Source organism: Thiobacillus denitrificans DSM 12475 (assembly GCF_000376425.1).
Lineage (GTDB): Bacteria > Pseudomonadota > Gammaproteobacteria > Burkholderiales > Thiobacillaceae > Thiobacillus > Thiobacillus denitrificans.
Window position 1 is genome coordinate 200,449 of sequence record NZ_AQWL01000002.1, and the last position, 22,459, is coordinate 222,907.

General features: G+C 66.3%; 21 protein-coding genes and 1 tRNA gene. 10 read left to right on the forward strand and 12 right to left on the reverse strand.

The genetic code is table 11. The annotated features are described in order from the left end of the window. Positions 1-4: 4 nt before the first annotated feature. The gene (locus B059_RS0103315; protein WP_018076821.1) at positions 5-1,405 is read left to right on the forward strand and encodes a multicopper oxidase family protein; all 1,401 of its coding nucleotides are present in this window, start codon (positions 5-7) and stop codon (positions 1,403-1,405) included. Between the two features lie 431 nt (positions 1,406-1,836). After that, positions 1,837-2,169 carry a hypothetical protein gene (locus B059_RS0103320; RefSeq protein WP_018076822.1) on the forward strand — a complete coding sequence of 111 codons (333 nt, stop codon included), beginning with the start codon at positions 1,837-1,839 and terminating at the stop codon, positions 2,167-2,169. Between the two features lie 31 nt (positions 2,170-2,200). Here B059_RS0103320 and B059_RS0103325 read toward each other — a convergent pair whose 3' ends face one another. Genes B059_RS0103325 through B059_RS0103345 form a run of 5 tightly spaced genes read right to left on the reverse strand, consistent with a single transcriptional unit; the run spans position 2,201 to position 5,831 of the window. Then, complete coding sequence (locus B059_RS0103325; protein WP_018076823.1) at positions 2,201-3,574, reverse strand: ATP-binding protein; 1,374 nt, start codon at positions 3,572-3,574, stop codon at positions 2,201-2,203. Further along, complete coding sequence (locus tag B059_RS0103330) at positions 3,571-4,242, reverse strand: response regulator transcription factor (protein ID WP_018076824.1); 672 nt, start codon at positions 4,240-4,242, stop codon at positions 3,571-3,573. The genes B059_RS0103325 and B059_RS0103330 overlap by 4 nt, the downstream gene beginning before the upstream one ends. Positions 4,243-4,264: 22 nt before the next feature. After that, complete coding sequence (locus B059_RS0103335; protein ID WP_026177279.1) at positions 4,265-4,792, reverse strand: diheme cytochrome c; 528 nt, start codon at positions 4,790-4,792, stop codon at positions 4,265-4,267. A 9-nt stretch (positions 4,793-4,801) separates the two neighbouring features. After that, positions 4,802-5,212: a DUF1924 domain-containing protein gene (locus B059_RS0103340; RefSeq protein ID WP_018076826.1), complete on the reverse strand. Its 411-nt coding sequence runs from the start codon at positions 5,210-5,212 to the stop codon at positions 4,802-4,804. Further along, complete coding sequence (locus B059_RS0103345; protein ID WP_018076827.1) at positions 5,205-5,831, reverse strand: cytochrome b/b6 domain-containing protein; 627 nt, start codon at positions 5,829-5,831, stop codon at positions 5,205-5,207. Before B059_RS0103345 ends, B059_RS0103340 begins: the two co-directional genes overlap by 8 nt. A gap of 302 nt (positions 5,832-6,133) precedes the next feature. Between B059_RS0103345 and B059_RS0103350 the strand changes: the two genes are divergently transcribed. From B059_RS0103350 to B059_RS0103365, 4 genes are read left to right on the forward strand one after another with little or no spacing between them, the layout of a single operon-like run. Then, positions 6,134-6,505, forward strand: coding sequence for a hypothetical protein (locus tag B059_RS0103350; protein WP_157273594.1), 372 nt, complete (start codon positions 6,134-6,136; stop codon positions 6,503-6,505). 57 nt (positions 6,506-6,562) lie between these two features. Continuing rightward, positions 6,563-7,618: an efflux RND transporter periplasmic adaptor subunit gene (locus B059_RS0103355; protein WP_018076829.1), complete on the forward strand. Its 1,056-nt coding sequence runs from the start codon at positions 6,563-6,565 to the stop codon at positions 7,616-7,618. A 3-nt stretch (positions 7,619-7,621) separates the two neighbouring features. Next, entirely contained in the window at positions 7,622-10,693 is a 3,072-nt protein-coding gene (locus B059_RS0103360; protein WP_018076830.1) for an efflux RND transporter permease subunit, read from the forward strand. Next, positions 10,690-11,949, forward strand: coding sequence for a TolC family protein (locus B059_RS0103365; protein WP_018076831.1), 1,260 nt, complete (start codon positions 10,690-10,692; stop codon positions 11,947-11,949). The genes B059_RS0103360 and B059_RS0103365 overlap by 4 nt, the downstream gene beginning before the upstream one ends. Positions 11,950-11,961: 12 nt before the next feature. Here B059_RS0103365 and B059_RS0103370 read toward each other — a convergent pair whose 3' ends face one another. From B059_RS0103370 to B059_RS0103380, 3 genes are read right to left on the reverse strand one after another with little or no spacing between them, the layout of a single operon-like run. Continuing rightward, positions 11,962-12,693, reverse strand: coding sequence for a tetratricopeptide repeat protein (locus B059_RS0103370; RefSeq protein ID WP_018076832.1), 732 nt, complete (start codon positions 12,691-12,693; stop codon positions 11,962-11,964). A gap of 8 nt (positions 12,694-12,701) precedes the next feature. After that, on the reverse strand, positions 12,702-13,307 hold the full coding sequence (locus tag B059_RS19855; RefSeq protein ID WP_081601580.1) for a c-type cytochrome: 606 nt from the start codon (positions 13,305-13,307) through the stop codon (positions 12,702-12,704). A 39-nt stretch (positions 13,308-13,346) separates the two neighbouring features. Further along, a complete protein-coding gene (locus tag B059_RS0103380) occupies positions 13,347-14,138 on the reverse strand; it encodes a c-type cytochrome (RefSeq protein ID WP_018076834.1) in 792 nt (263 codons plus the stop codon). Between the two features lie 125 nt (positions 14,139-14,263). On the opposite strand from B059_RS0103380, the gene B059_RS0103385 reads away from it, so the two are divergent. From B059_RS0103385 to B059_RS0103400, 4 genes are all read left to right on the forward strand, one after another. Beyond that, positions 14,264-14,340 (forward strand) — tRNA-Arg (locus B059_RS0103385). Between the two features lie 101 nt (positions 14,341-14,441). Next, positions 14,442-14,840 (forward strand): gamma-butyrobetaine hydroxylase family protein, encoded by a 399-nt coding sequence (locus tag B059_RS0103390; protein WP_018076835.1) that lies wholly within the window; start codon positions 14,442-14,444, stop codon positions 14,838-14,840. 82 nt (positions 14,841-14,922) lie between these two features. Continuing rightward, on the forward strand, positions 14,923-15,801 hold the full coding sequence (locus tag B059_RS0103395; protein WP_018076836.1) for a fructosamine kinase family protein: 879 nt from the start codon (positions 14,923-14,925) through the stop codon (positions 15,799-15,801). A 7-nt stretch (positions 15,802-15,808) separates the two neighbouring features. Then, positions 15,809-16,288: an LEA/WHy family protein gene (locus B059_RS0103400; RefSeq protein ID WP_018076837.1), complete on the forward strand. Its 480-nt coding sequence runs from the start codon at positions 15,809-15,811 to the stop codon at positions 16,286-16,288. 15 nt (positions 16,289-16,303) lie between these two features. Here the strand turns inward: B059_RS0103400 and B059_RS0103405 are convergent, their stop codons facing one another. The 4 genes from B059_RS0103405 to B059_RS0103420 form a co-directional block, all read right to left on the reverse strand. Next, complete coding sequence (locus tag B059_RS0103405) at positions 16,304-17,059, reverse strand: Rossmann-fold NAD(P)-binding domain-containing protein (RefSeq protein ID WP_018076838.1); 756 nt, start codon at positions 17,057-17,059, stop codon at positions 16,304-16,306. Then, on the reverse strand, positions 17,056-18,648 hold the full coding sequence (locus B059_RS0103410; RefSeq protein ID WP_018076839.1) for an ABC-F family ATPase: 1,593 nt from the start codon (positions 18,646-18,648) through the stop codon (positions 17,056-17,058). The genes B059_RS0103405 and B059_RS0103410 overlap by 4 nt, the downstream gene beginning before the upstream one ends. An 83-nt stretch (positions 18,649-18,731) precedes the next feature. Beyond that, entirely contained in the window at positions 18,732-21,512 is a 2,781-nt protein-coding gene (locus B059_RS0103415; RefSeq protein WP_018076840.1) for a bifunctional diguanylate cyclase/phosphodiesterase, read from the reverse strand. Beyond that, complete coding sequence (locus tag B059_RS0103420; RefSeq protein ID WP_245538722.1) at positions 21,509-22,450, reverse strand: phosphate/phosphite/phosphonate ABC transporter substrate-binding protein; 942 nt, start codon at positions 22,448-22,450, stop codon at positions 21,509-21,511. Before B059_RS0103420 ends, B059_RS0103415 begins: the two co-directional genes overlap by 4 nt. Positions 22,451-22,459: the final 9 nt, after the last annotated feature.

Sequence of the window (22,459 nt, forward strand, 5' to 3'; positions counted from 1 at the left end):
CCCCATGACTTCAAGGCGTGATTTTTTCAAATTCACTGGCGCAGTCGCGGCCGCCGGCGTCGGTGCCGCTTCAGTCAGCAGCGTGGCGATGGCGGCGCTTCCCGAAATCGTCAGCATGGACAAGCCGGATACCCAGCCGCCGTTGATGCCGCCGTCGGGACGGCCCTATAACCCGGTGGTGACGCTCAACGGCTGGACGCTGCCGTGGCGGATGAAGGACGGGGTGAAGGAATTCCATCTCGTCGCCGAACCGGTGGTGCGCGAAATCGCTCCCGGCATGAAGGCGCATCTGTGGGGCTACAACGGCCAGAGCCCCGGCCCCACCATCGAAGTGGTGGAGGGCGATCGCGTGCGCATTTTCGTCACCAACCGCCTGCCCGAGCACACCACCATCCACTGGCACGGCCAGCGCCTGCCCAGCGGCATGGACGGCATCGGCGGGTTGACACAGCCGCCGATCCGGCCGGGCAAGACCTTTGTCTATGAATTCGTCGCGCGCCGCCCGGGTACCTTCATGTATCACCCGCATGCCGATGAGATGACGCAATTGGCAATGGGCATGATGGGGTTCTGGGTGACGCATCCCAGGGGCCGGCACCCGCTGATCGAAAGCGTCGACCGCGATTTCTGCTTTCTGCTCAATGCCTACGACATCGAGCCGGGCAGCGCCACGCCGCAGGTCAACACCATGCTCGATTTCAACCTGTGGACCTGGAACAGCCGCGCCTTTCCGGGCATCGACAGCCTGAATGTGCGCTTGAACGACCGGGTGCGCATCCGCATCGGCAACCTCACCATGACCAACCACCCGATCCATCTGCACGGGGTGGAGTTCGAGGTCACCGGCACCGACGGCGGCCCGACGCCTAAAGGCTCGCGCTGGCCGGAGGTGACCACCGACATCGCGGTGGGACAGATGCGCCAGATCGATTTCGTGGCCGCAGAAGAGGGTGACTGGGCGTTTCATTGCCACAAGAGCCATCACACCATGAATGCGATGGGACATGCGGTGCCGACCATGATCGGGGTCGATCACACCGGCATCGCCGGCAAGATCAACAAGCTCATTCCGGACTACATGGTGATGGGCGAACGCGGCATGGCCGACATGGCCGAAATGGACATGCCGCTGCCCGACAACACCCTGCCGATGATGACCGGGCAGGGGCCGTTCGGCCCGCTGGAGATGGGCGGCATGTTCACGGTGATGAAGGTGCGGCGCGAACAGCCGCGTGGCGATTATTCCGATCCCGGCTGGTACCGCCATCCGGCCGGTGCGCAGGCGCATGAATACGGCGGCGAGCTTGCGGCGCCGGTGCGTGCGCCGCAAGCCGCTTCGCCACAGGGCGCACCGGGCGATGTCGAGGTGACGGTGCGCAAGCCGACCGGTCATGCCGGCCATTGAACGAAAGGAGATGACATGCCGTTACCCGCGGTTGCGGGTTGTCCTGCTGGCGGCGCCGGCCGGCTTGCACGGTTACGATCGCCATGCCTGCCATGACCATGGTGTTCCGGGTGGTAGCCCACGGCGCCGCAGCCCATGCCGTAGTGTCATTGCTTCGGCCTGATGGAGTTTGAACGGTATTGGAGCGCGGCTTGCCGGACTGCGTGAGACGACGCGACAGGCTGGATCAATAAGCATTGAAGACAACGTTCTATCGAGGTGGCCCAACCAAGCGCCCCATCAGGATGGCGCGAAAAACACGCTGGGCTCAAACATTCCCTGGCCGTCTCAGTGAGAGAGGGGGGGCTTTTGTACTAGATTGAAAAAGGAGGCTTCCGGGTGCACTCGGATTCGAGTGCGGGAGCCCTTTCCCTCTCGTACAGGAGACCGCGATGAAACACCTATCGATATTGGCCTTTTCCCTATTCATGGCGCTGGGCGCTCCCGTGCCGGCCGCCGCTGACTCCCATATGCAGGCAGGCGAACGCGTTTACGGTTCCGAAATGATGACGCGGCAGGAGCGTGCCGAGTATCACGACCGCATGCGCGCGCTGAAAACCGAGCAGGAGCGTGAAGCCTTCCGCCAGGAGCACCACCAGAAAATGCAGGAACGCGCCAAGGCGCAGGGCAAGAGCCTGCCCGACATGCCGCCTGCAGACCGCGGCATGGGCCCGGGAGGCGGCAAGGGAATGGGGCCGGGCGGACGGGGCGGCTACGGCTACTGAACCGGTGGCACGCGCTGTCGGGGGATGGCGCTCAGGTCTCGCCTGATGCGCCGCCGAAGCGGAGCGTGGCGGCCAGTCCGTGGCCGCCGTCCGCACGTGGCAGTCCGTCGTCCAGTTCGAGCCGCGCATGCGACAACGCGGCGATGCGCGCGACGATGGACAGGCCCAGTCCGCAGCCATCACCCTCGATCTCGCCGCGCACAAAACGCGCGCTCAGTTGCGAGCGCAACGGCGCTGCGACGCCGGGGCCGTTATCGGCGACGCTGATTGCGCAAGCCGCTTCGCTGCAGTTGAGGCGCACCTCGATGCGGGCCCCCGCGCCTGCATAGCGCAGGGCATTGTCCACCAGATTGCGTACCGCGACCTGCAACCAGGCCGCCGTCACCGCAACCGAGCAGCTGGGCGCCGCATCGACCACCAGGGTTTGCCCCTGGCGCTGCGCCTGCGGCAGCAGCTCGGCGCACACCGCGGTGACGATCGCGGCAGGGTTCAGCAGCGGCGCGCTGCCCTGGCTGGCAGGGTCGACGCGCGCCAGCGTCAGCAGTTGCTCGACCAGATGCGTCATCCGGTCGACGCCCGCGATCACCTGCGCCAGCGCGTGCTGGCGGCTGTCGGCCGCTTGCGCGCGCAGCGCCACCTGGGCTTGCACCTTCAAGGCTGCCAGCGGCGTGCGCAGTTCGTGGGCGGCATCCGCAGTGAAGCGGCGTTCGTTTTCAAAGGCCTCGGTGACGCGCCGGATCAGCGCATTGAGCGCCGCGCGCAGCGGCGCGATTTCGCTCGGCAAGGGGGCCGACTCGCCGAGCGGCACCAGTGCCTGCGCGTCGAGCGCGCCGACCTGCCGTGCCACGTCGTCCACCGGCCGCAGCGAGCGGCCCACCCCCCACCATACCGCGAGCGCCATCAGCGGCAGCGCCAGCATGGCGGGTAGCAGCAGCGACAAGCCCATCTCGCGCGCCAGCTCCTCGCGGGCGGCATGGGCCTCGCCGACCACCACCCGGTATTCGGCGTCGTCATCCTGCACCGCATAAAGGCGCCAGTGCGCGCCGAGGTGCCGATGTTCGCTGAAGCCTGCCGTTAATCCCGTGTCGAATCCGGCGTGGCCGGGCGATGTCAGCAGGCGTCGGGTCTCCCCGTCATCGCTGAGCCACACTTCGAAGGCGATCGGCACCGGGTAGCGGTGGGCGTGTTCGTGCAGTTCTTTCACGAAATGTTCGACCTCGCCGCCTGCCACGATCGCCAGCAGGGTATCGGCAAGCTGCGTCAGCTGGGCGTCGAGCATTTCGTCCGCTTCGTGGTGCGCCCGCTGGTAGACCGCGAGTGCAGCCAGCAGCCAGATGAGCGCCACTGCGCCGGTCAGCAGCCACACCAGGCGGCGGCGCAGGGAATAGGGCGCCGGCGGGTTCATGCCGCGGGCGGGCGTGTCGACGCCATGTAGCCGACGCCGCGCACGGTGCGGATCAGATCGTTGCCGAGTTTGCGCCGCAGATGATGGATGTGGACTTCCAGCGCATTGCTGTCGACCGCGTCGTTCCAAGTGTAGAGCTGCTCTTCCAGCATGCGCCGGGTCAGCACCCGGTCGGCGTTTTCCAGCAACACATGCAGCAGATCGAATTCGCGCGCGGTCAGTTCGACCGCTTCGCCCGCGCGCGTCACCGTGCGCGCCGCCGGGTTCAGCTCGATGTTGCCGAGGCTGAGCACCGGTTCCGGGCGGCCATGGGCGCGCCGCACCAGTGCGCGCAGACGGGCGCTGATCTCGTCGAGGTCGAACGGCTTCAGCACATAATCGTCGGCACCCAGATCGAGCCCGCGCACCTTGTCTTCCAGCTGGTCGCGTGCGGTGAGGATCAGCACCGGCGTCGCGTCATGGCGCCCGCGCAGCCACTGCAGTACCGACAGGCCGTCGCGTTTCGGCAGGCCCAGATCGAGCACCACCGCGGCAAAGGTTTCGGCGCCCAGCGCAGCCACCGCCGCCTCGCCGTCGCGCAGCCAGTCGACGGCGTAGCCCGCCTGGGTCAGCCCGGCCTGCAGGCCGTCACCCAGCATCCGGTCGTCTTCCACCAACAATATGCGCATCGCCAGGCTTCGTCCTTCAGGTTCATTTCGGAATTCTGACCGAGTCGTCGTCGAACACGCCCTGTTCCGCTTGCCGGTGGCAGGCTGCGCAGTTGGCGGCGGATCCCACCGACTTGCGCGACCATGCTGCACGCGGCACCTCGTCGTGCTTGCGCACGAACCAGCGGGATTCGGTGATGCGCAGCGGCGCGTCCTGCGCGTCCATGCGCTGCATCACCTTGCGCCCGATGCGGCTGGTGCCGGCATCGGCGGCGTTGATCTCCAGGAACCGCAGGATATCAGCCTGCGTCGCCGGATCAAGGCTGGCGTCCTCGCCGAAGTGCTGGCCGAGCCCGCCCATCACGCGCCGCCACGAGGCTTTCGGCAGGAACGCCGGTGCGTAGGCGATATGGCAACTCGCGCATTCCTGCTGCCAGGCCTTGTGGGTCAGGCGCGGCAGGGTGTCGCCGCCGCCATCGCCGTGGGCCTCGCCCGAGGGCAGCGAAAACGCCAGCAGGCTGATCGTGCCGACTGCCGCCAGCACACCGATTCCACGCAATAGATAGTTCATGTTTGCCCCTTATTGAACCTGGCTCAGCCAGGCGATGAAATCGCCCTTTTCGCGGGCGCTGCATTCGCGTTGCAATACGTCGCCGCAGTTGCGGCGAAACCATTTTTCGACCTTGGCTGCATCGGTGAAGCGCCCGGGATTGGCCGCCGGCGCCAGCGGCTCGATGCGCTTGCCGACACGGCTGCGGCCGGGCTGTTTCGGGTCGGCGGTGTGGCAGCTGGCGCAGCTCACCGTCTGCGCATTGCGCCCGGGATGTTCGGCGCGATACAGTGCCGCGCCGCGAGCGGCGGACAGGGATGCAAGCGGGACGCCCGCCGCCTGGGCATAATGCGCCATCAGGCTGGCCGGGGTATCGGCTGCCGAGGCCACCGCCACCATGCCCAGCGCCGCCAGCCCGCTGCAGAAAAGGCGCTTAATCATGCTGCACCTCATTTTCCGCATCGAGATATTGCTTGCCGGTGAGCATGCTCTGCGCCACCCGTTCGCCACGCAGCTGGTGGAACACCAGCGCTGCCATGTGTAGGCCGATAAAGCCGAGCAGCAAGACGAAGCCGGCCTCATGCGGGTCGCCGAGCACGTCTTCCAGCCAGCCGGCATTGCCCAGCCAGGCCGCCAGCGGGCCGGTCTGAAACTCGCTGGCGGCGAGCCCCAGCCCGGTGACGGCCATCAGCGCCATCACCCCATAGGCAAACAGATAGCCCAGGCTGGCGATCGGGTCGTGCCCGCTGCGATGGGCGCCCGGCAGGCGCAGATTTCTGAGGCTGTCCTTCCAGACGGCGGGGTGCCACAGATCGCGCCAGCGCGCGCTGGGCGGCCCGACCAGCGCCCACAGTAGGCGTGTCAGCAAGCCGGCCGTCAGCACATAGCCGCTGACGATATGCAGATTCCAGAGCGTGTCTTCATAAGGGCCGTGTTCGAATAGCTCGGCCAGCTGGCTGGTGGCGATCAGCGCCAGGATGGAAAACGCGATGAGCCAGTGCAGCAGCCGCAGCAGCGGGTCGTATACCCGGCGGGCCTGAATCGTGGTTGGATGCGACATGGTGACCTCCTGCTGTCATGCGATGAGGCCACTGTAGGCGGACTTTCTTAGGGGAGCCTTAAGCTGTCGTCCCGCTGCCGGGCGCAACTCCGTTTCCGGCCTGGCCGGCCGCCATGGTACGAAATCGCGAATTGAACTGCGGGAAATGCCCGATTAAGCTGGCGCCTGGCTGCTACTTAAGGCTGGCTTAAGCTGCGATGCGCAGGATGCAGCCAGGATCCTGCGGATTCCGAAAACCTCCCCATTATTTACAGGCCTGATTTCCCCCGTTCACCGTGACCTGCCGATTGCCCNGCTTTTTGATGCTCTGGTTCGTCATCGCCCTGCAGGCGATGGCGCCGTTCATCCACGCCCACGCGGGCGCGGCGCAGCCGGGAAGCGGCCATGCGGGTCACGGGGGCTTCCTGCATGTGCATCAGAAGGCGCATGCTGATGTGTCCTACCATGCGATTGCTGCCGATGGGCACGGCGCGGAAATTGCGGTGGCGCAGGGCATGCGGCTGCGCCATGCGGCGCCAGACAGCGTTGCCATGGCGCAGCCGGCCGCGCCGTGGCAACGCTGTCCGGCCGCTGCGACGGCCAGCCCCTGCGCGAGCTGGCCGGTGCCGCCGCCGTTGTATCTTGCGCCGCCCCCCCATACGCTTCCCCATGCTTTAGCGCCGCCCTTCGTTTGATCGCCCTTTCGGCGCGTCTGCTGCTGCGTGCCCGTCTTTTTTTCATGGAGATCAAACATGGCTACTGGTTTTTTTGCCGCCCCTATCCTCGTCGTGGCGCTGCTGAGCGCCACCCCCGCTTTTGCCGCCGACGTCCTGCCCCTGACCGCCGCGCAGAAGAAAAATCTCGGCATTGCCACCGTGGCTGCGGCCACTCAAAGCGCCAGTCCGGCACTCACCCATACGGCGCGGGTGACGCTGCCGCCGGCCAGCGTGCGCGTGATCGCGGCGGCAGGCGCCGGACTGGTCACGCAGCTCCATGTGCAGCCGGGCGATAGCGTCAAGCGCGGGGCGCCGCTGGTCACCCTGTCGATGCCGGGGCTTGCCGATGCGCAGAATGCGCTGACGCAAGCGCGGCTGAGAGCGCAACTCGCCGCCGACAATTCCGCGCGCGACGAAAAACTGTTCAGCGAAGGCCTGATCGCCGAATCGCGCTTGCGTGCCGCGCGTGCCGAGGCGCAATCGGCACGCGCTTCGCAAGGGGCGGCGCAAACTGCGTTGTCGCTGCTGGGGGCCGGCAAGGTATCCGGCAGCACGCTTACACTGACGGCGCCGATCGCCGGCGTGGTGACGGAGAGCGCGGCCGAGCCCGGCCAGCGGGTTGACGCGGGGGTGGCGCTCGCCAAGCTGGCCGACCTGTCGAAGCTGACGCTGGAAATTCCGCTGTCGACCGCGCAGGCGCGGCAGGTCGCTGTCGGCCAGACGGTCAGTGTGGTGGGCAGCAGTGCCGGCGGGCGCATCATCGCGCTGCTGCCGCAGCTCAATGCCGCGCAGAGCGTGCTGGCGCGCGCCAGCCTGGCCGATCCGCAGAAACTGCTGCGCCCCGGCCAGTCGGTGCAGGCGGCGATCGCCGGCACCCAGGCGGCGCAAAGCCTGAGCGTGCCCGCCGCCGCCCTGGTATGGAAAAACGCACAGCCCCATGTGTTCGTCGAAACCGCGCAGGGCTTCCAGCCGACGCCGGTGCGGCTGCTGCGCCAGAACGCCAGCCAGGCGGAAGTCGGCGGGCTGGCCGCGGGCAGCCGCGTTGCCGTCAAGGGCGTGGCGGCGCTCAAGGCGCAATGGTTGGGGGAATAAGCCATGCTCAACATCCTGACCGAATTCGCGCTGGCGCGGCGCTGGCTGATGCTCGTCATCGCGCTGGCGCTGGCGGGGCTGGGCGTACGCGCCTTCCACCTGCTGCCGATCGATGCCTTTCCCGACGTTTCCACCACCCAGGTCAAGCTGATTCTGAAGGCGCCCGGCATGACCCCGCAGGAAGTGGAAGCGCGCATCACCCAGCCGGTTGAAACCGAACTGCTGGGGATTCCGCACCAGACCATCCTGCGCAGCCTGTCGAAGAACGCGCTGGTCGACATCACCGTCGATTTCGAGGAGGGCACCGACATCTACTGGGCGCGCCAGCAGGTGGCGGAACGCTTCGCCAATGTGAAGGGCGACCTGCCGGCCAACGTGTCGGGCGGACTGGCGCCGATTTCCACCCCGTTGTCGGAACTCTTCATGTTTACCATCGAGGGGCCGCTGACGCTGGCGGAAAAACGCACCCTGCTCGACTGGACGATCCGCCCGCAGCTGCGCGCATTGCCGGGGGTGGCCGACGTCAACGCGCTGGGCGGCCACGTCGCCACTTTTGCCGTGAGTCCCGATTCCGCCGCACTGACCGCGCGCGGGGTGACGCTCGACGAATTGCGCACGGCGCTGGAAACCAATGCCCGCAACAACGGTGCCGGGCGCGTCAACGAGGGCGAGGAAACCTGGGTGGTGCGCGTCAGCGGCGGCATCGGTTCGCTGGACGATCTGCGCCATATCGGCGTCAAGACCGTCGCCGGCGTGGTCGTCACCGTCGGCGACGTGGCGCGCGTGGAAATGGATGCGCTGACCCGTTACGGCGCGGTGACGCAAAACGGCCAGGGCGAAGCGGTGGAAGGCCTGGTGATCGGCCTGAAAGGGGTGAACGCGGGCGAACTCATCAAGAACGTCAAGGCCAAACTCGCCGAGATTCAGGCCACCTTGCCCGCGGGCGTGAGCGTTTCGCCGTTTTACGACCGCGCGCAACTGGTCGACCGCGCCGTCGGCACCGTGAGCAAGGCCCTGCTGGAGGCGGCGGTGCTGGTGGTGATCCTGCTGCTGCTGTTCCTCGGCAACCTGCGCGCCGCCATCGTGGTGGCGCTGATCCTGCCCTTGTCGGTACTGGCCACCTTTGTGCTGATGCGCCAGTTCGGCCTGTCGGCCAATTTGATGAGCCTGGGCGGGCTGGCGATCGCGATCGGCCTGCTGGTCGACGCCGCGGTGGTGGTGGTGGAAAACATCGTCGCGCACCTGGCGCACGATCCGGAAAACACCGAAGTCAGGCCGGTCCAGCGCGTGCTGTGGGCGGTGCAGGAAGTCGCCAGCCCGGTGGCGTCGGGCATCGCCATCATCGCCATCGTCTTTCTGCCGCTGCTGACGCTGGAAGGGCTGGAGGGAAAGCTGTTCAGGCCGGTTGCGCTGACCATCGTGTTTGCGCTGGCGGCTTCCCTGCTGCTGGCGCTCACCGTGATTCCGGTGCTGGCCTCGTGGCTGCTGAAGCAGACCGCCCACGAGGATCCGTGGCTGCTGCGCAAGGCGCGGGGCATCTATGTTCCCTTGCTCGACCACGCGCTGGCACGCCCGAAAATCGTTTACGCCACCGCCGGCGTGCTGATGCTGGCGGCGGCCGGCGTGTATCCGCTGATCGGCAAGACCTTCATGCCGGTGATGGATGAGGGCGACATTCTGGTGCAGCTGGAAAAACTGCCGTCGATCAGCCTGGAACAGTCGGTTGCGCAGGATCTGCGGGTGCAGCAGGCGCTGCTGAAGAACGTGCCGGAGATCCGGCGCATCGTCGCCCGCGTCGGTGCCGACGAACTCGGGCTGGATCCGATGAGCCTCAACGACACCGATTCGTTTCTGGTGCTGAAGCCGATCGCCGAATGGCGCCGCCCGGACAAGGAATGGCTGACCGAGGAAATCCGCAAGGTGGTCGAGGGCTTCCCCGGCATTGCCCACAACTTCACCCAGCCGATCGACATGCGGGTGTCGGAGATGCTCACCGGTTCGCGCGGCGACGTCGCGATCAAGATTTTCGGCCCCGACCTTGCCACCCTCAACCGGTTGGCGGGCGAGATTTTCAGGGTGGTCGAGAAAGTCCCCGGCGCCTCCGATGTGTACACCCAGCAGAACGAGGGGGTGCAGTATCTGCAGGCGGAAATCGACCGCGACGCCGCCGGCCGTTTCGGCCTCAGCGCCGACGACATCGCCGCCTTGCTGCGCACCCAGCTGGAAGGCGAAGTCATCGGCGTGATCCAGCAGGAGGGGCGGCGCGTACCGTTGCAATTGCGCGGGCCGCCAGGCCTGCGCGAGTCGCCGGATGCCTTGCAGGGGATTCGCCTGGTGCTGGCGGACGGCCGCGAAATCAGCCTCGATCAGGTGGCGCACCTCAAGCGCACCAACGGTCCGGTGGCGGTGAAGCGGGAGAACGCGGCGCGCTTTACGGTGGTGCAGACCAATGTCGCCGGGCGCGATCTGGTCAGCTTCGTCACCGACGCCCAGGCCGCTGTCGCGGCGCAGGTCAAGCTGCCTGCCGGCTATCACCTGGCCTGGGGCGGCCAGTTCGAAAACCAGCAGCGCGCCGCGCAACGCCTGATGATCGTGGTGCCGGTGGCGCTGCTGCTGATCGGCTTTCTGCTGTATGTCACCTTCGGCGACCTGCGCCAGGCGCTGCTGGTGATGATGAACGTGCCGCTGGCGCTGATCGGCGGCATCTTCGCGCTGGCGGCGTCGGGTGAATATCTGTCGGTGCCCGCTTCGGTCGGCTTTATCGCCTTGCTGGGCATCGCGGTGTTGAACGGCGTGGTACTGGTCAGCTACTTCAACCAGTTGCGCAGCGAGGGCTTGAAGGGTGACGCCATCGTGCGCGACGGCGCGCTGCGCCGCCTGCGCCCGGTGCTGATGACCGCCAGCATCGCCGCTTTCGGCCTGGTGCCCTTGCTGTTCGCCAGCGGCCCCGGTTCCGAAATCCAGCGGCCGCTTGCCATCGTCGTCATCGGCGGCCTGGTCAGCGCCACCTTGCTGACGCTGGTGATGCTGCCGCTCTTGTATCGCCAATTCATTCTGAAAGGAGCGCGCGCATGAAGGCCGTGCACAAACTGACCCTCGCGCTCGCGCTGGCGTTCGCAGCCAATGCGAGCGCCGATTATCTGCCCGACCCGGCGGCGGCGGAAGCGGCGCTGCGCGCCTCGCCCATGGCTGCCCAGGCGCGCGGCGAACTGGCCGCGCAGACGCTGCGCGGGCAGAGCCTGCAACGTGGGCGCGAAGAGTGGTTGGTGGGGGCGGATCTGGCGCAGCGCCGCGTCCAGACGACGCCGCGCGACAACCAGGCCGAATGGGGGGTGGCGCTGTCGCGTCCATTGCGGCTGCCCGCCCGCGCCGCTGCCGACCATGCCCTGGCCGGCGCCCTCACCGCGCATGCCGAAGCGGGCCTGGGCGAAGCGCTGCATGAAAGCGGGCGGCAACTGCTCGCGTTATGGTTCGACTGGCTGGGTGTCGCCAGCCAGTCGCAGCTCTGGCAGTCGCAGCTGCAGCTTGCCGAACAGCAGCTCGCGGTTGTGAATGCGCGGATTCGCCTGGGCGAGTCGCCGCGCGCCGAGCGCGTCAATGCCGAAGCGGCGCTGGCGCAGGTCCGCCTGCAGCAGCAGCAGGCAGCGGCGCACGAGCAGCAGGCACGCAGCCGCCTGCTGGCGCAATATCCCGCGCTGCCGGTCGCGGCGGACGGCCCGCTGCCGCTGCCGCTGCCGCCTGCCGGCACGGCGGAGGACCACGTCGCTGCCGTGCTGGCGCACAACCACGAGCTTACGCGCGCGCGCCGCCTGACCGAGGTGCTGCAGGCCGAGGCGCGCAAGCTGGCCCGGCACCGCAGCGCCGACCCCAGCGTCGGCGTGTTCTACAAAAACGAGGCCGGCGGCAACGAGCACGTGCTGGGATTGAATCTCGGACTGACTTTGCCGGGTGCGGCCCGGCGTTACGATCAGCAGGCAGCCGAGCAGTTGGGCAGCACCGCGCAGGACGCCGCCATCCAGCTTGAGCGGCGGCTACGCCAGGAGGCGCGCGCCGATTTCGAAGCGGCAGCGGCGCAGGCTGCCAACTGGCAGCAGGCCGACCGGGCCGCTCAGGCACTGGATGAAGCGGAAAGGCTGGCGGCGCGCGCTTACAGCCTGGGCGAAGGCAGCCTCGATCAGGTGTTGCTCAATCGCCGGCTGGCGCTGGAAGGGCGCCTGCAGGCGCAGCAGGCGCAATTGATCGCACTGGCCACCGATGCCCGGATGAAACTGGACGCGCATCGGTTGTGGCCGCTGGACGTGGATACAGACACTGCGCACGCGCATCCGTAACGAGCGCAGCAGTCAGTCGGGAGCCGCCGCGGGCGCGGCCGCGTTGTGGCTCATTTGCCGCGCCTCTTCCTGCATGGCTGCGATCTGCTCGGGTTTCAGCTGCCATACCAGGCTGTCGCGCGCCTTGGCGGCAGCGTCCACGCCCTGTGCAGCTGCGAGGTTGAACCACAGGTAGGCGCGCGCCTTGTCGATCGCGGTGCCGGTACCGTAGCGGTAGAGTTCGCCCAGACTGTATTGCGCCTTGGCGTAGCCGCGTTGCGCCGGTTTTTCGAGCCAGCTGAACGCCGCGCGGTAATCCTGCACCACGCCGCGTCCTTCCAGTAGCGCAAGGCCGTATTGATATTGCGCCTCGGCCAGGCCCTGCCGGGCTGCCAGGGCAAACCACTTGGCGGCTTCCTTGTTATTCTGGATCACTCCGTCGCCCTCGGCGTAGCGCAGCCCCAGCTGCAATTGCGCTTCGGCATCGCCCTGTGCGGCGCGGGTGTGCGGCAGGCTATCGGGTACGTGCGTTGCCGGCATGGCGGCGGGGTGCTGATTGAGGGCGAACCAGGTGGTCACGCCGATCAGCGCGCCGACGCCCGCCAGCAATAGCAAGGGCTTGAGCGGGCTGAACACCCAGAAGCGATGGCGGCATTCGCGGCAGCGCAACGGCGCGTACAGCAGCATGCGGCGCACGCCGTCATGGGCGTGGAGTGCCGCGCTGCGGATCTGGTCGCTCCCGCATTTTGGACAGACGCGCGTCATGACGCGGTTTAGCGCGATTGCGCGGCGAGGTGATCCACCGCGGCCTTGACGTCGGGGTCGGCCAGCACCGGGTTGCCGCCTCGGGCCGGCATGGCGCCCTTGCCTTGCAAGGCGGAGGCATAGAGGGCGTCCATGCCCTGCGCCAGGCGTGGTCCCCAGGCGGCAGCATCGCCCGCTTTCGGGGCGCCGGCCACACCCTTGTCGTGGCAGAAAGCGCACGCCTGGCGATAAACCTGCTGGCCGCGCGCGAGATCTGGCTTGGGTGCGCTGGTCGCGGCCTCGTCGACGGGCTCGGCTGCAGGCGCCGATTCGACCCGATCGGCCGCATCGGGTCGGACTGCCGCGGGCTTGCTTGCCGTAACGGGCCGGGGAGCCGGGGCGGCCACGGGCTGTGGCGCAGGTGTGGATTCAGCTGCCGGGGTCGCTTCCGGCCTGGGTGCCGCTGCAGCCTGTAGCGCAGGCGGCGTTTCGACGGGCAGGGCCACCGGCGCCGGTTCGGCCTGTGGGGGGGCCGGCACGGCGAGGGTGCCGGCCGGTGCGGCGGCCTCTTCGGCTTTGCCGCAGGCAAGCAGTAAAGCCGTTGCCGACGCGATCAGGAAAACAGGGGGGTTCATCGAGGTGTGCACCGGTTGTCCGGAAAGCCCCACCACGCCTTACAGTTTGCCGCCTGCCTCGACGAACAGATAGCCCACCGCATTCGCCAGATCGGCTTCCGGCAGGCTGGCATTGCCGCCTTTGGCGGGCATGCCGCGAATGCCGTTCAGTGCATGGCTGTATAGCGTCGCATAGCCCTGGCCCACGCGCGCATCCCAGGCCGCCTTGTCACCCAGCTTGGGTGCGCCGGCTACGCCGCTCGCGTGACAGACCGCGCAATTGGCTTCGTAGGCGATCTTGCCCTTGGCCGGGTCGGGCTTGCCGGCCGTGGCGGGCGCGGCTGCGGCTGGCGCCGCCGCTTCTGGCGCCTTGAAGCTGGCACCTGCCGAGTTGGCCATGTAGACCACTGCGCGCGCCACTTCCTCGTCGGACAGATCGCCGCCGCCGCGCGGGGGCATCTGGCGAATGCCTTCGATGGCATGCTTGACCAGGGTGTCGTAGCCCTGGCCGAGGCGACTGCCCCAGTCGCCCGTGTTTTCAAACTTGGGTGCGCCCAGTGCGCCGGCGGCGTGACACGCGGCGCACACGGCAGCGTAGACTTCCTGGCCGGATTTTTCGACTTTGGGGGCGTTGGCGTCGAGCGCGGCCAGTTGCGCGACCGGCTTGATGCGCGCGAGGGTGGCTTTCTGGGCGGCTTCGCTGGTGGTGTCTGGCTTGTGGTTGTCCTGGATGCTGAGCACCAGCATCACGATCAGGAAAATCGCCAGCAGGGGCGCGAACAGTCCGGCAACAACGGAAATGATGACTTCCTGCGGGGTGGCTTGGGTCATCTTGGCGTGCGAATCGGCCATGAAATTATCCTTGGTGGGGGTGGCGTCGAAAGCCGCGATTATAAGGAAAGCGGCCTCGACAGGAAAGGGCGGTGCCCCCGGCGGATGGACGGCACGCGGCAAACCCGCTATGCTTCGCCGACTTTGCGCCCGTAGCTCAGCTGGATAGAGTACTGCCCTCCGAAGGCAGGGGTCGTGCGTTCGAATCGCGCCGGGCGCGCCAGTTTTCAGGTCACCATCGGTTTCAGCCCTTGCCCTGCCGGGGTTTAATCTCTGTAGCGCGGGTTTACACTTGGGGCCAAATTCATTTCGAGCGCTTCAATCATGGCCATTCCCACTCCTACCGACATCAAGCTCCACCAGGCTTCACGCAAGCTGGAAATCGCGTTCACCGACGGTGCGCGGTTCGAACTGCCGTTCGAATTCCTGCGTGTCTACTCGCCGTCCGCCGAAGTGCGCGGCCACGGCCCCGGCCAGGAGGTGCTGCAGGTCGGCAAGCGTGACGTGCTGATCAATGCCGCCGAGCCAGTGGGCCTCTATGGCATCAACTTCTTCTTTTCAGACGGCCACAATACCGGGATTTATTCCTGGGAATATCTCCACGACATCGGCACCAATCAAGCCGCGCTATGGGACGAGTACCTGAAGCGGATGGAAGCCGCCGGCGCCTCGCGCGACCCCGGCATCGCCAAGATGTTCGAGCAGCGTCCCAAGGGGAAGTAAGCCGCGTGCGCGTCCGCCATGCCTTGCCCAGCGCGCCCTCCGGGGCGCGTTTGGTTTGGATGGCGGACAGGCTTGTGCGCCGATGAGCTTCGTCGCCGCCGTTGCCGCAACGATCGCCCGCGCCAGCGGGATACCTTTTGCCGCCACTACGCTGCGCCCGCTCGGCGGCGGCGACATCAACCGGACCTTCAGCGTGAGCGACGGTTTGCGCCGCTACTTCGTCAAGGCGAATCGCGCGGAGCGGCTGCCGCTGTTCGAGGCCGAGACGGCCGCGCTGCACGCGCTCACCGCGGCGCAGGGCGTGCGGGTGCCGCAGCCGCTGTGCGCGGGCACGGCGGCGGGCCAGGCCTTTCTGGTGCTGGAGTATCTGGACCTGCACGGCAGCGGCGATGCCGCCCAGCTGGGTGAGCGGCTGGCGCGCCAGCACCGTGTGCCGCAGCCCCAATTCGGCTGGGCGCACGACAACTGGATCGGCAGCACGCCGCAGCGCAACGGCTGGACGCGCGACTGGATCACATTCTGGCGGACGCAGCGGCTTGGCTACCAGCTGGAACTGGCGGCGCAAAACGGCCATGGCGGCGCGCTGCAACGGGATGGCGAGAGACTGCTCGCCGGCCTCGACGCTTTCTTCGGCGGCTATGTGCCAGCCCCCTCGCTGCTGCATGGCGATCTGTGGGGCGGCAACCACGGCTACCTCGCCGATGGGACGCCGGTGATTTTCGATCCGGCGATCTATGTCGGCGACCGCGAATGCGACCTCGCGATGAGCGAACTGTTCGGCGGTTTCGCAGCGGATTTTTACGCCGCCTACCGCGCGGCCTGGCCGCTCGACCCCGGTTATGCGGGGCGCAAAACGCTCTACAATCTTTACCACATCCTCAACCACGCCAACCTGTTCGGCGGCGGCTACGTGGCGCAGGCCGCGCGCATGACCGCCCAACTGCTGGCGCAGATTCGATAGGCTTTCCATGTTGCAGCGTCTGCTCGTTCTGCTTCTCGCGCTCGGCCTCGCCGCCTGTTCCGGTCTGCCGCTGAACGCTGTTGCCCCCAAGGTGAGCGTCGCCGAAGTCGACGTCAAGAGCCTCGGCCTGTTCGAGCAGCACTTCGATGTGGGGTTGCGGGTCAGCAATCCGAACGATTTCGAGCTGAATGTCGAGGCGCTGGATTTCGAGCTGGAGGTGAACGGGCGTCCGTTTGCGCGGGGGCTGTCGCGGGTGCCGACGCTGATTGCGGCGACGTCCAGCACGGTAGTGCGGGTGGACGCGATCATGCAGTCGAAGCACCTGATCCAGCAGATCAAGACCCTGCCGCCGGAATCGCTGAAGCACGGGGTGCCCTATCGCATCAAGGGCCGGGTCAAAACCGACCGCTCGTCCAGCTGGCTGCCATTCGATCATGCGGGCGTGGTCGGCGGCGACGAGAAAAGCCCCGGGGGCCGCGCAATCTGAGCGCCCGGGGCGCGCTCAGCCTGCCAACGCCCGCAGGACGGGCACGTCCAACCCGAACTCATCCGCGTGCCCGATTGCGCGCGCCAGCCGCGCCGGCGCCGAGCGCCCGGTGCAGCCGTGATCGGGATCGCCGTCGAATGCTTCGAGCATGCCGGCGATCAGCGCGTCGCGATCGTGTTGCGCGCCGGTGAGCGCGTCCTGGATGTCCATCACCTCGTTCGCCACCCGGCGCGTGAAGGTTTGGTGCTGCGCCCACAGCGGTCCCACGCTGCCGCCTGTTTTCAGTCCGGCGAGGTTGGTGGTGAGAATGTAGACGTTCTTGCGGACCAGTTCGAACAGCAGTTCATCGCCCAACGCGACTTCGCGGCACGGCAATCCGATCGAAGTCAACGCACGGCACAGCAAGGCGGCGCCGGGACCGGCGACGGGAGACGCGATCAGCGGCCTGGCGTCGATGCCCTTCTTCTTCTCGAACCACACCGAGATCACCGTGGGCTCGCTGTAGCCGTGCGCCTGCCAGTCACGCGGCAAGAGTTCGTTCTGGATCAGCGCGACGCGCGGCCTCCAGACTTCGGGTAGCGCCGCCAGCACGGCATGCAGGTCGTTCTCGGCAACCGCGACCAGCACCAGCGCCGGATCGGGATGCGCCTGCGCGACGCTGGCCATGTCGTCGCCGCGGTTGACCGGCACCACGGTGTGGCCGGTACGCAGCAGGCCGCCGGCGAACACGCGGCCGAGCTGGCCGAGGCCGATGATGACGATTTCGCTCACTCGAGGCCCTTCGAATGCAGGTATTCGTCGTAGTTGCCCATGTAGAACTCGACGCCCTCGGGGGTGATTTCGAGGACGCGCGTGGCCAGACTGCTGACGAACTGGCGATCGTGCGAGACGAAGATCAGCGTGCCCTTGAACAGGTCGAGCGCGAGGTTGAGCGACTCGATCGATTCCATGTCCATGTGGTTGGTCGGCTCGTCCATCACCAGCACGTTGTGGCGGCCGAGCATCAGCTTGCCGTAGAGCATGCGCCCTTTTTCGCCGCCGGACAGCACGCGCACCGATTTCTTGACGTCGTCGCCGGAGAACAAGAGGCGCCCGAGAATGCCGCGCAGCACCTGCTCGTCGTCGCCCGGCTGGGTCCACTGGTGCATCCAGTCGGTGAGGTTCTTGTCCATGTCGAAGTCGGCGACATGGTCCTGCGAGAAGTAGCCGACGTTGGCGTTTTCGCTCCAGCGCACCTCGCCGAATTGCGGCGTCAGTTCGCCCATCAGCAGCTTCATCAGGGTTGATTTTCCGACGCCGTTGCCGCCGATGACGGCCATCTTTTCGCCGGCTTCCAGCGAGAAGCCGAGATTGGTGAAGAGCGGCGAGCCGTCGTAGCCGAACTTGAGATTCTCGACTTCGAGCGCGCGGCGGTGCAGCGCCTTCTCCGGCTCGAAGCGGATGTACGGGTTCTGGCGTGACGACGGCTTGAAATCCTCGATCTTGATCTTGTCGATCATCTTCATGCGGCTGGTGGCCTGGCGCGCCTTCGACTTGTTGGCCGAGAAGCGGCGCACGAATTCCTGCAGCTCGGCCACCTTGTCCTTGGCCTTGGCGTTGGCGCTGGCCTGGCGTTCCTTGGCCTGGGTCGAGGCCAGCATGTAGTCGTCGTAGTTGCCGGGATAGACCTTGATGGTGCCGTAGTCGAGGTCGGCCATGTGGGTGCAGACCTGGTTGAGGAAGTGGCGGTCGTGCGAGATGACGATGATGGTGGCGTTGCTCTCGTTCAGCACGTTTTCAAGCCAGCGGATGGTGTTGATGTCGAGGTTGTTGGTCGGTTCGTCGAGCAGCAGGATGTCGGGATCGGAGAACAGCGCCTGCGTCAGCAGCACGCGCAGCTTGAAGCCGGGCGCGATCTGGCTCATGGGGCCGTTGTGCTGTTCGGTGGGGATGCCGACGCCAAGCAATAATTGACCGGCGCGGGCCTCGGCGTCGTAGCCCCCCATCTCGCCGAACCGGGCTTCCAGTTCGGCGGCGTGCAGGTAGTCTTCCTCGCTCGCCTCCGGGTTCATGTAGATGGCGTCCTTTTCCTGCATCACCTTCCACATTTCGGCATGGCCCTGCAGCACCACGTCGAGCACGCGCTGCTCCTCGTAGCCGAACTGGTCCTGGCGTAACCAGGCCATGCGCTCGCCGGGGTCGAGCGAGACGTTGCCGGCGCTCGGCTCCAGCTCGCCAGCCAGTATTTTCATGAAGGTCGACTTGCCGCAGCCGTTGGCGCCGATCAGGCCGTAGCGGTTGCCGTCGCCGAACTTGACGTTGACGTTCTCGAACAGGGGTTTGGCGGCAAATTGCAGGGTGATGCTGGAGGCGGTAAGCACGGAGGTGTCCTGAAATGCGGGAAAAACGCGGCATTTTAACACCCTGTGCAGGAGGCCACAGGCGCCCCTGCCCGCAGCGTGCTCTAGGCTTTGCTACGCAACGCCGGGTGATCGGCGACCGGCCGGTCGAGGTGATAGCCCTGCACCAGGTCGACCCCGAATCTGCGCAGCAGGGCGAGCGTCTGGCTGTCCTCGACGTATTCCGCCACCACCGACTTGCCGAGGCCGAGGGCGACGCTGACCATGGCTTGCACGAACACCTGGTTGTCGGGGTCGCCGGGCAGGTCGCGGATGAAAATGCCGTCGATCTTGATGGTATCGACATGCAGATGCTTGAGATAGGCGAAGGAGGCGAAACCGACGCCGAAGTCGTCGAGGCTGACGCCGCAGCCGAACTGGCGCATTGCCTCGATCATGCGCTGGGCATCGTGGAGGTCGGAAACCGCGGCGGTTTCGGTGATTTCGATGATCAGGCGGGCGGGGTTGACGCCGGTCAGCCGTAGCTCGTTGCCGATGTATTGCGGCAGGCCGGGCTCGGACAGCGAACGTCCCGACAGATTGATTGCGATGGCAGGAATGGCCGGGTCTTGCGACAACATGCGCAGCACCTTGTGGATCACCCAGCGGTCGATGTCGAGGATGCGGCCGCTTTTTTCGGCCAGCTGGATGAAATGCATCGGCATGATGAGCTGACTGGGATTGCGCTCGTCGATCATGCGAATCAGCGCCTCCAGGTGCGACAACGTGCCGTCATCCGTCCGGTAGACGCCCTGGAAATGCAGCTGGAACAGGCCCTTGTCGAGCGCATTGCTGATACGTTCGCCCCACGACAGGCGGTTGCGCATTTCGCTGTCGGCCTCGCGGTCGGCGCGAAATACGCGCCAGGTATTCTTGCCGGCATCCTTGGCCTGATACATGGCGATATCGGCCCGGGCAACCAGGTCGTCGGCATCGGTGGCGTGCCCGGGATAGTAGGCAATGCCGAGGCTGGTGGTAAGCCGCAGGTTCTGCCCGTCGAAACGGAACGGAATCTGCGACACCGCGCGCACCACGCGCTCGGCCAGCACCTCGGCCTCGTTGCCTTCCACCGCGGGGATCAGGATGGCGAATTCGTCGCCGCCCAGCCGCGCCAGAACTTCATTGCGCCGCACCAGGGCGCCGATTTCGCCGGCCACCCGGATCAGCAGCGCATCCCCGGCACGGTGGCCATAGCTGTCGTTGATGGTCTTGAATTCGTCGAGGTCGAAAAACATCACCGCGCACTGCATATGGTGGCGGTCGCTTTCCAGCATGGTGCGCGCCAGCTCCTGCTGGAAGCGGTGACGGTTGTACAGCCCGGTGAGGGCGTCGCGTTCGGCCAGATACACCAGCTGTTCGGCGGTCTGGCGTTCGCGGGTGATGTCCTCGTAAATCCACAGGTGGCCGATGAAGCGGCCTTCGCGGTCGCGCACCGGGTAGTCGAGCTCGGTGATGACGCGGCCGTCGGTCATCTGGATTTCATAACTGTCGGACAGTTCGCGCGTTTCCAGCACCGACAGCAGGTGACGCGAAAAATGATCGGGGCGCGCCAGTTCCGAGGTGGATTTGGCCAGCACTTCGTGTACCGGCAGGCCGATCAGGGCGACCTCTTCCTCGATCATCCACATGCGGCTGAACGCGGGGTTGTGATAGATCACGCGGTTGTCGGCGGCGACGAACAGAATGCCGAGATTCATCGCCGACAACAGCGAAACCAGGCGCGCGCGTTCCTGTTCGGTTTCCTCCAGATACTTGCCCTGCAGGCTTTCGGCCATCCGCAGCTCATGGATGGCCTGGCGCAGATTGGCCTCGGTCGCCTTGAGGTCGTCGATGCTGTGGATGCTGGCGCGGATGCCCTGGTAAACGCCGTTGTAATCGTGAATCGGCTGCCAGTTCACCACCGCCCAGAAATGGCCGCCATCCTTGCGACATACCCGTAGTACGTAGCCTTGGCCGGAGGTGCCGCGCAAGGCCTGGCGTAACTGGAATTCGGCTGCAGCACGGTCTTCCGGATGGATGACGTCGGCCGGGAAATCCATCTGTTGTCCCATGCATTCGCCGACGCTGTAGCCGATCATGCGCTCGACCGACGGATTGACCCATAGCAGCCTGCCTTCGGGCGACAGCCAGAATTCCAGGTCGTGGGTGTAATCGGCAATCGCATGAAAGCGGGCTTCATTTTCGCGTGCACGGTCGATATTGAAGCGGACTGATTCGGCCATGCGGTTGAACGTGCCGATCAGCTGGCCGATTTCATCTTCCCCTTCGCCAGCCAGTCTGACGTCGAGATCGCCTTGCGCCATGCGTTTGCTGGCACGGGTCAGCGCCTCGAAGCGGCGCACCACGCCGCCGGTCGACAAGGCCAGCAGGATGCCGGTCAGCAGCAAGGCCGCAACGGCAATGAAAAGGCTTTGCCGCACGTAGCGGCTACGCGCCTCGTGAATGAAGTCGCTCGATAAAACCAGGGCGACTTCACCGTAGCGCTGGCCGGAAAACTCGACCGGCTGCAGCAGCCGGAAATCGGCTTCGGCACCGTCGGTTCCAACCTGGTGCACGATGCGTTTGTCGTTGTCGCGTACCGCGATCATTTTCAGGCCATTGTCGTGCTGCAAGGTTTCGATGACGTCGCGCACGCTGGCGTCATCCTGGTGCAACAAGGGGGCAAACAGGGCCACGGCCAGCGTTTCCCCCGCTTCCCGCACGCGGTACTCGGCCTGCTGCTGCAGCTCCTGACGGGTGAACTGGACGCCATTGACGATCAGAAAGGCCAGCATCGCGGCTTCCACCCCGAGCGCGGCGAGGGTGAGCTTGTAACGCAGCGAGAGTCGCCCGAACCATGCCTTCATCGGGTTGTCCGCAATATTTCCTGCGCCCGCAGGGCATAGGGGTGGAAAGCGCGCAATTCGCTGCCATCCACGGCAGCGAAGCCGCCGTAGCCGCCGTGCTGCATGAAGGCGGCGCCTTCGGGGGTGGCGGCGAAATCGAGCAATGCCTTGTGTATGACCGTTGCTTCGCGGTCGCGCAGGCGCGGGTGGGTCAAGTACATCAGGCTCGAGAGCGGCGGGGTTTTGGCGAGTACGCGCAATTGCTGGCGCACCTCGGACGGCAGCAGCAAATAAGGATGCATGCCCAGCATGGCGGCGTCGGCGCGTCCATTGATCACCTGCATCGCGGCATTGAAGTGGGTGCCCGCATCCACGCTGCGGTAATCGGTGCCGTGCAGAAGCCCGCTGGCGGCCATTTCTGCCTGTATCGCCAATACGGCCACGGCAATGGTGTCGGCGGTAGCGATGGTGCGGCCGCGCAGTTCATCCGGCGCCTGGAACCCCGAAGCCTGTTTGACCACGAGCAGGCCATACGTGGGGCGGACGTATTTCAGCAGCGGCCGGTAGCCGGCGTCCTGGCGCGCCAGCCAGGCCAGGTGTGGTGCCGTCAGCAGCAGGTCGTATTCACCCTGACGGGTGCGTTCGACGAAGGTTTTGAAGTCGCGCGCGCTGTACACGACGATGCTGCGCTGCAGGTGTCGCTCCAGCGCATTGGCGAGCGGACGGTAAATTTCGACCGTCTGCTTCGCTGTCATGTTGGGGAAGACGCCGAATATCAGCGGCCGATCCGCGCTGGCGGCGGCGTGGCCGGCAGCGGCCAGCAGCAGGGTAAAGAGCCAGGCACGGAATTCACTGAAACCGCCGGGCCGCATGCCGCGCGCCCGCTTTGAGCTGGCGCCATGGATCGGTGCAGGAAAGGCGCGCCAGGACCCTCCCGGGCGCGGGGTGAACAGTCGCAAGACTCCTCC

What these genes read in the sequence shown, in the direction of transcription:
- B059_RS0103360 (WP_018076830.1), top strand. Translation starts at nt 7,622, where the DNA reads ATGCTCAACATCCTGACCGAATTCGCGCTGGCGCGGCGCTGGCTGATG.
- B059_RS0103345 (WP_018076827.1), bottom strand. Translation starts at nt 5,831, where the DNA reads ATGTCGCATCCAACCACGATTCAGGCCCGCCGGGTATACGACCCGCTG.
- B059_RS0103335 (WP_026177279.1), bottom strand. Translation starts at nt 4,792, where the DNA reads ATGAACTATCTATTGCGTGGAATCGGTGTGCTGGCGGCAGTCGGCACG.
- B059_RS0103325 (WP_018076823.1), bottom strand. Translation starts at nt 3,574, where the DNA reads ATGAACCCGCCGGCGCCCTATTCCCTGCGCCGCCGCCTGGTGTGGCTG.
- B059_RS0103395 (WP_018076836.1), top strand. Translation starts at nt 14,923, where the DNA reads ATGAGCTTCGTCGCCGCCGTTGCCGCAACGATCGCCCGCGCCAGCGGG.
- B059_RS0103415 (WP_018076840.1), bottom strand. Translation starts at nt 21,512, where the DNA reads ATGAAGGCATGGTTCGGGCGACTCTCGCTGCGTTACAAGCTCACCCTC.
- B059_RS19855 (WP_081601580.1), bottom strand. Translation starts at nt 13,307, where the DNA reads ATGAACCCCCCTGTTTTCCTGATCGCGTCGGCAACGGCTTTACTGCTT.
- B059_RS0103400 (WP_018076837.1), top strand. Translation starts at nt 15,809, where the DNA reads ATGTTGCAGCGTCTGCTCGTTCTGCTTCTCGCGCTCGGCCTCGCCGCC.
- B059_RS0103315 (WP_018076821.1), top strand. Translation starts at nt 5, where the DNA reads ATGACTTCAAGGCGTGATTTTTTCAAATTCACTGGCGCAGTCGCGGCC.
- B059_RS0103340 (WP_018076826.1), bottom strand. Translation starts at nt 5,212, where the DNA reads ATGATTAAGCGCCTTTTCTGCAGCGGGCTGGCGGCGCTGGGCATGGTG.
- B059_RS0103365 (WP_018076831.1), top strand. Translation starts at nt 10,690, where the DNA reads ATGAAGGCCGTGCACAAACTGACCCTCGCGCTCGCGCTGGCGTTCGCA.
- B059_RS0103370 (WP_018076832.1), bottom strand. Translation starts at nt 12,693, where the DNA reads ATGACGCGCGTCTGTCCAAAATGCGGGAGCGACCAGATCCGCAGCGCG.
- B059_RS0103390 (WP_018076835.1), top strand. Translation starts at nt 14,442, where the DNA reads ATGGCCATTCCCACTCCTACCGACATCAAGCTCCACCAGGCTTCACGC.
- B059_RS0103330 (WP_018076824.1), bottom strand. Translation starts at nt 4,242, where the DNA reads ATGCGCATATTGTTGGTGGAAGACGACCGGATGCTGGGTGACGGCCTG.
- B059_RS0103350 (WP_157273594.1), top strand. Translation starts at nt 6,134, where the DNA reads ATGCTCTGGTTCGTCATCGCCCTGCAGGCGATGGCGCCGTTCATCCAC.
- B059_RS0103355 (WP_018076829.1), top strand. Translation starts at nt 6,563, where the DNA reads ATGGCTACTGGTTTTTTTGCCGCCCCTATCCTCGTCGTGGCGCTGCTG.
- B059_RS0103320 (WP_018076822.1), top strand. Translation starts at nt 1,837, where the DNA reads ATGAAACACCTATCGATATTGGCCTTTTCCCTATTCATGGCGCTGGGC.
- B059_RS0103380 (WP_018076834.1), bottom strand. Translation starts at nt 14,138, where the DNA reads ATGGCCGATTCGCACGCCAAGATGACCCAAGCCACCCCGCAGGAAGTC.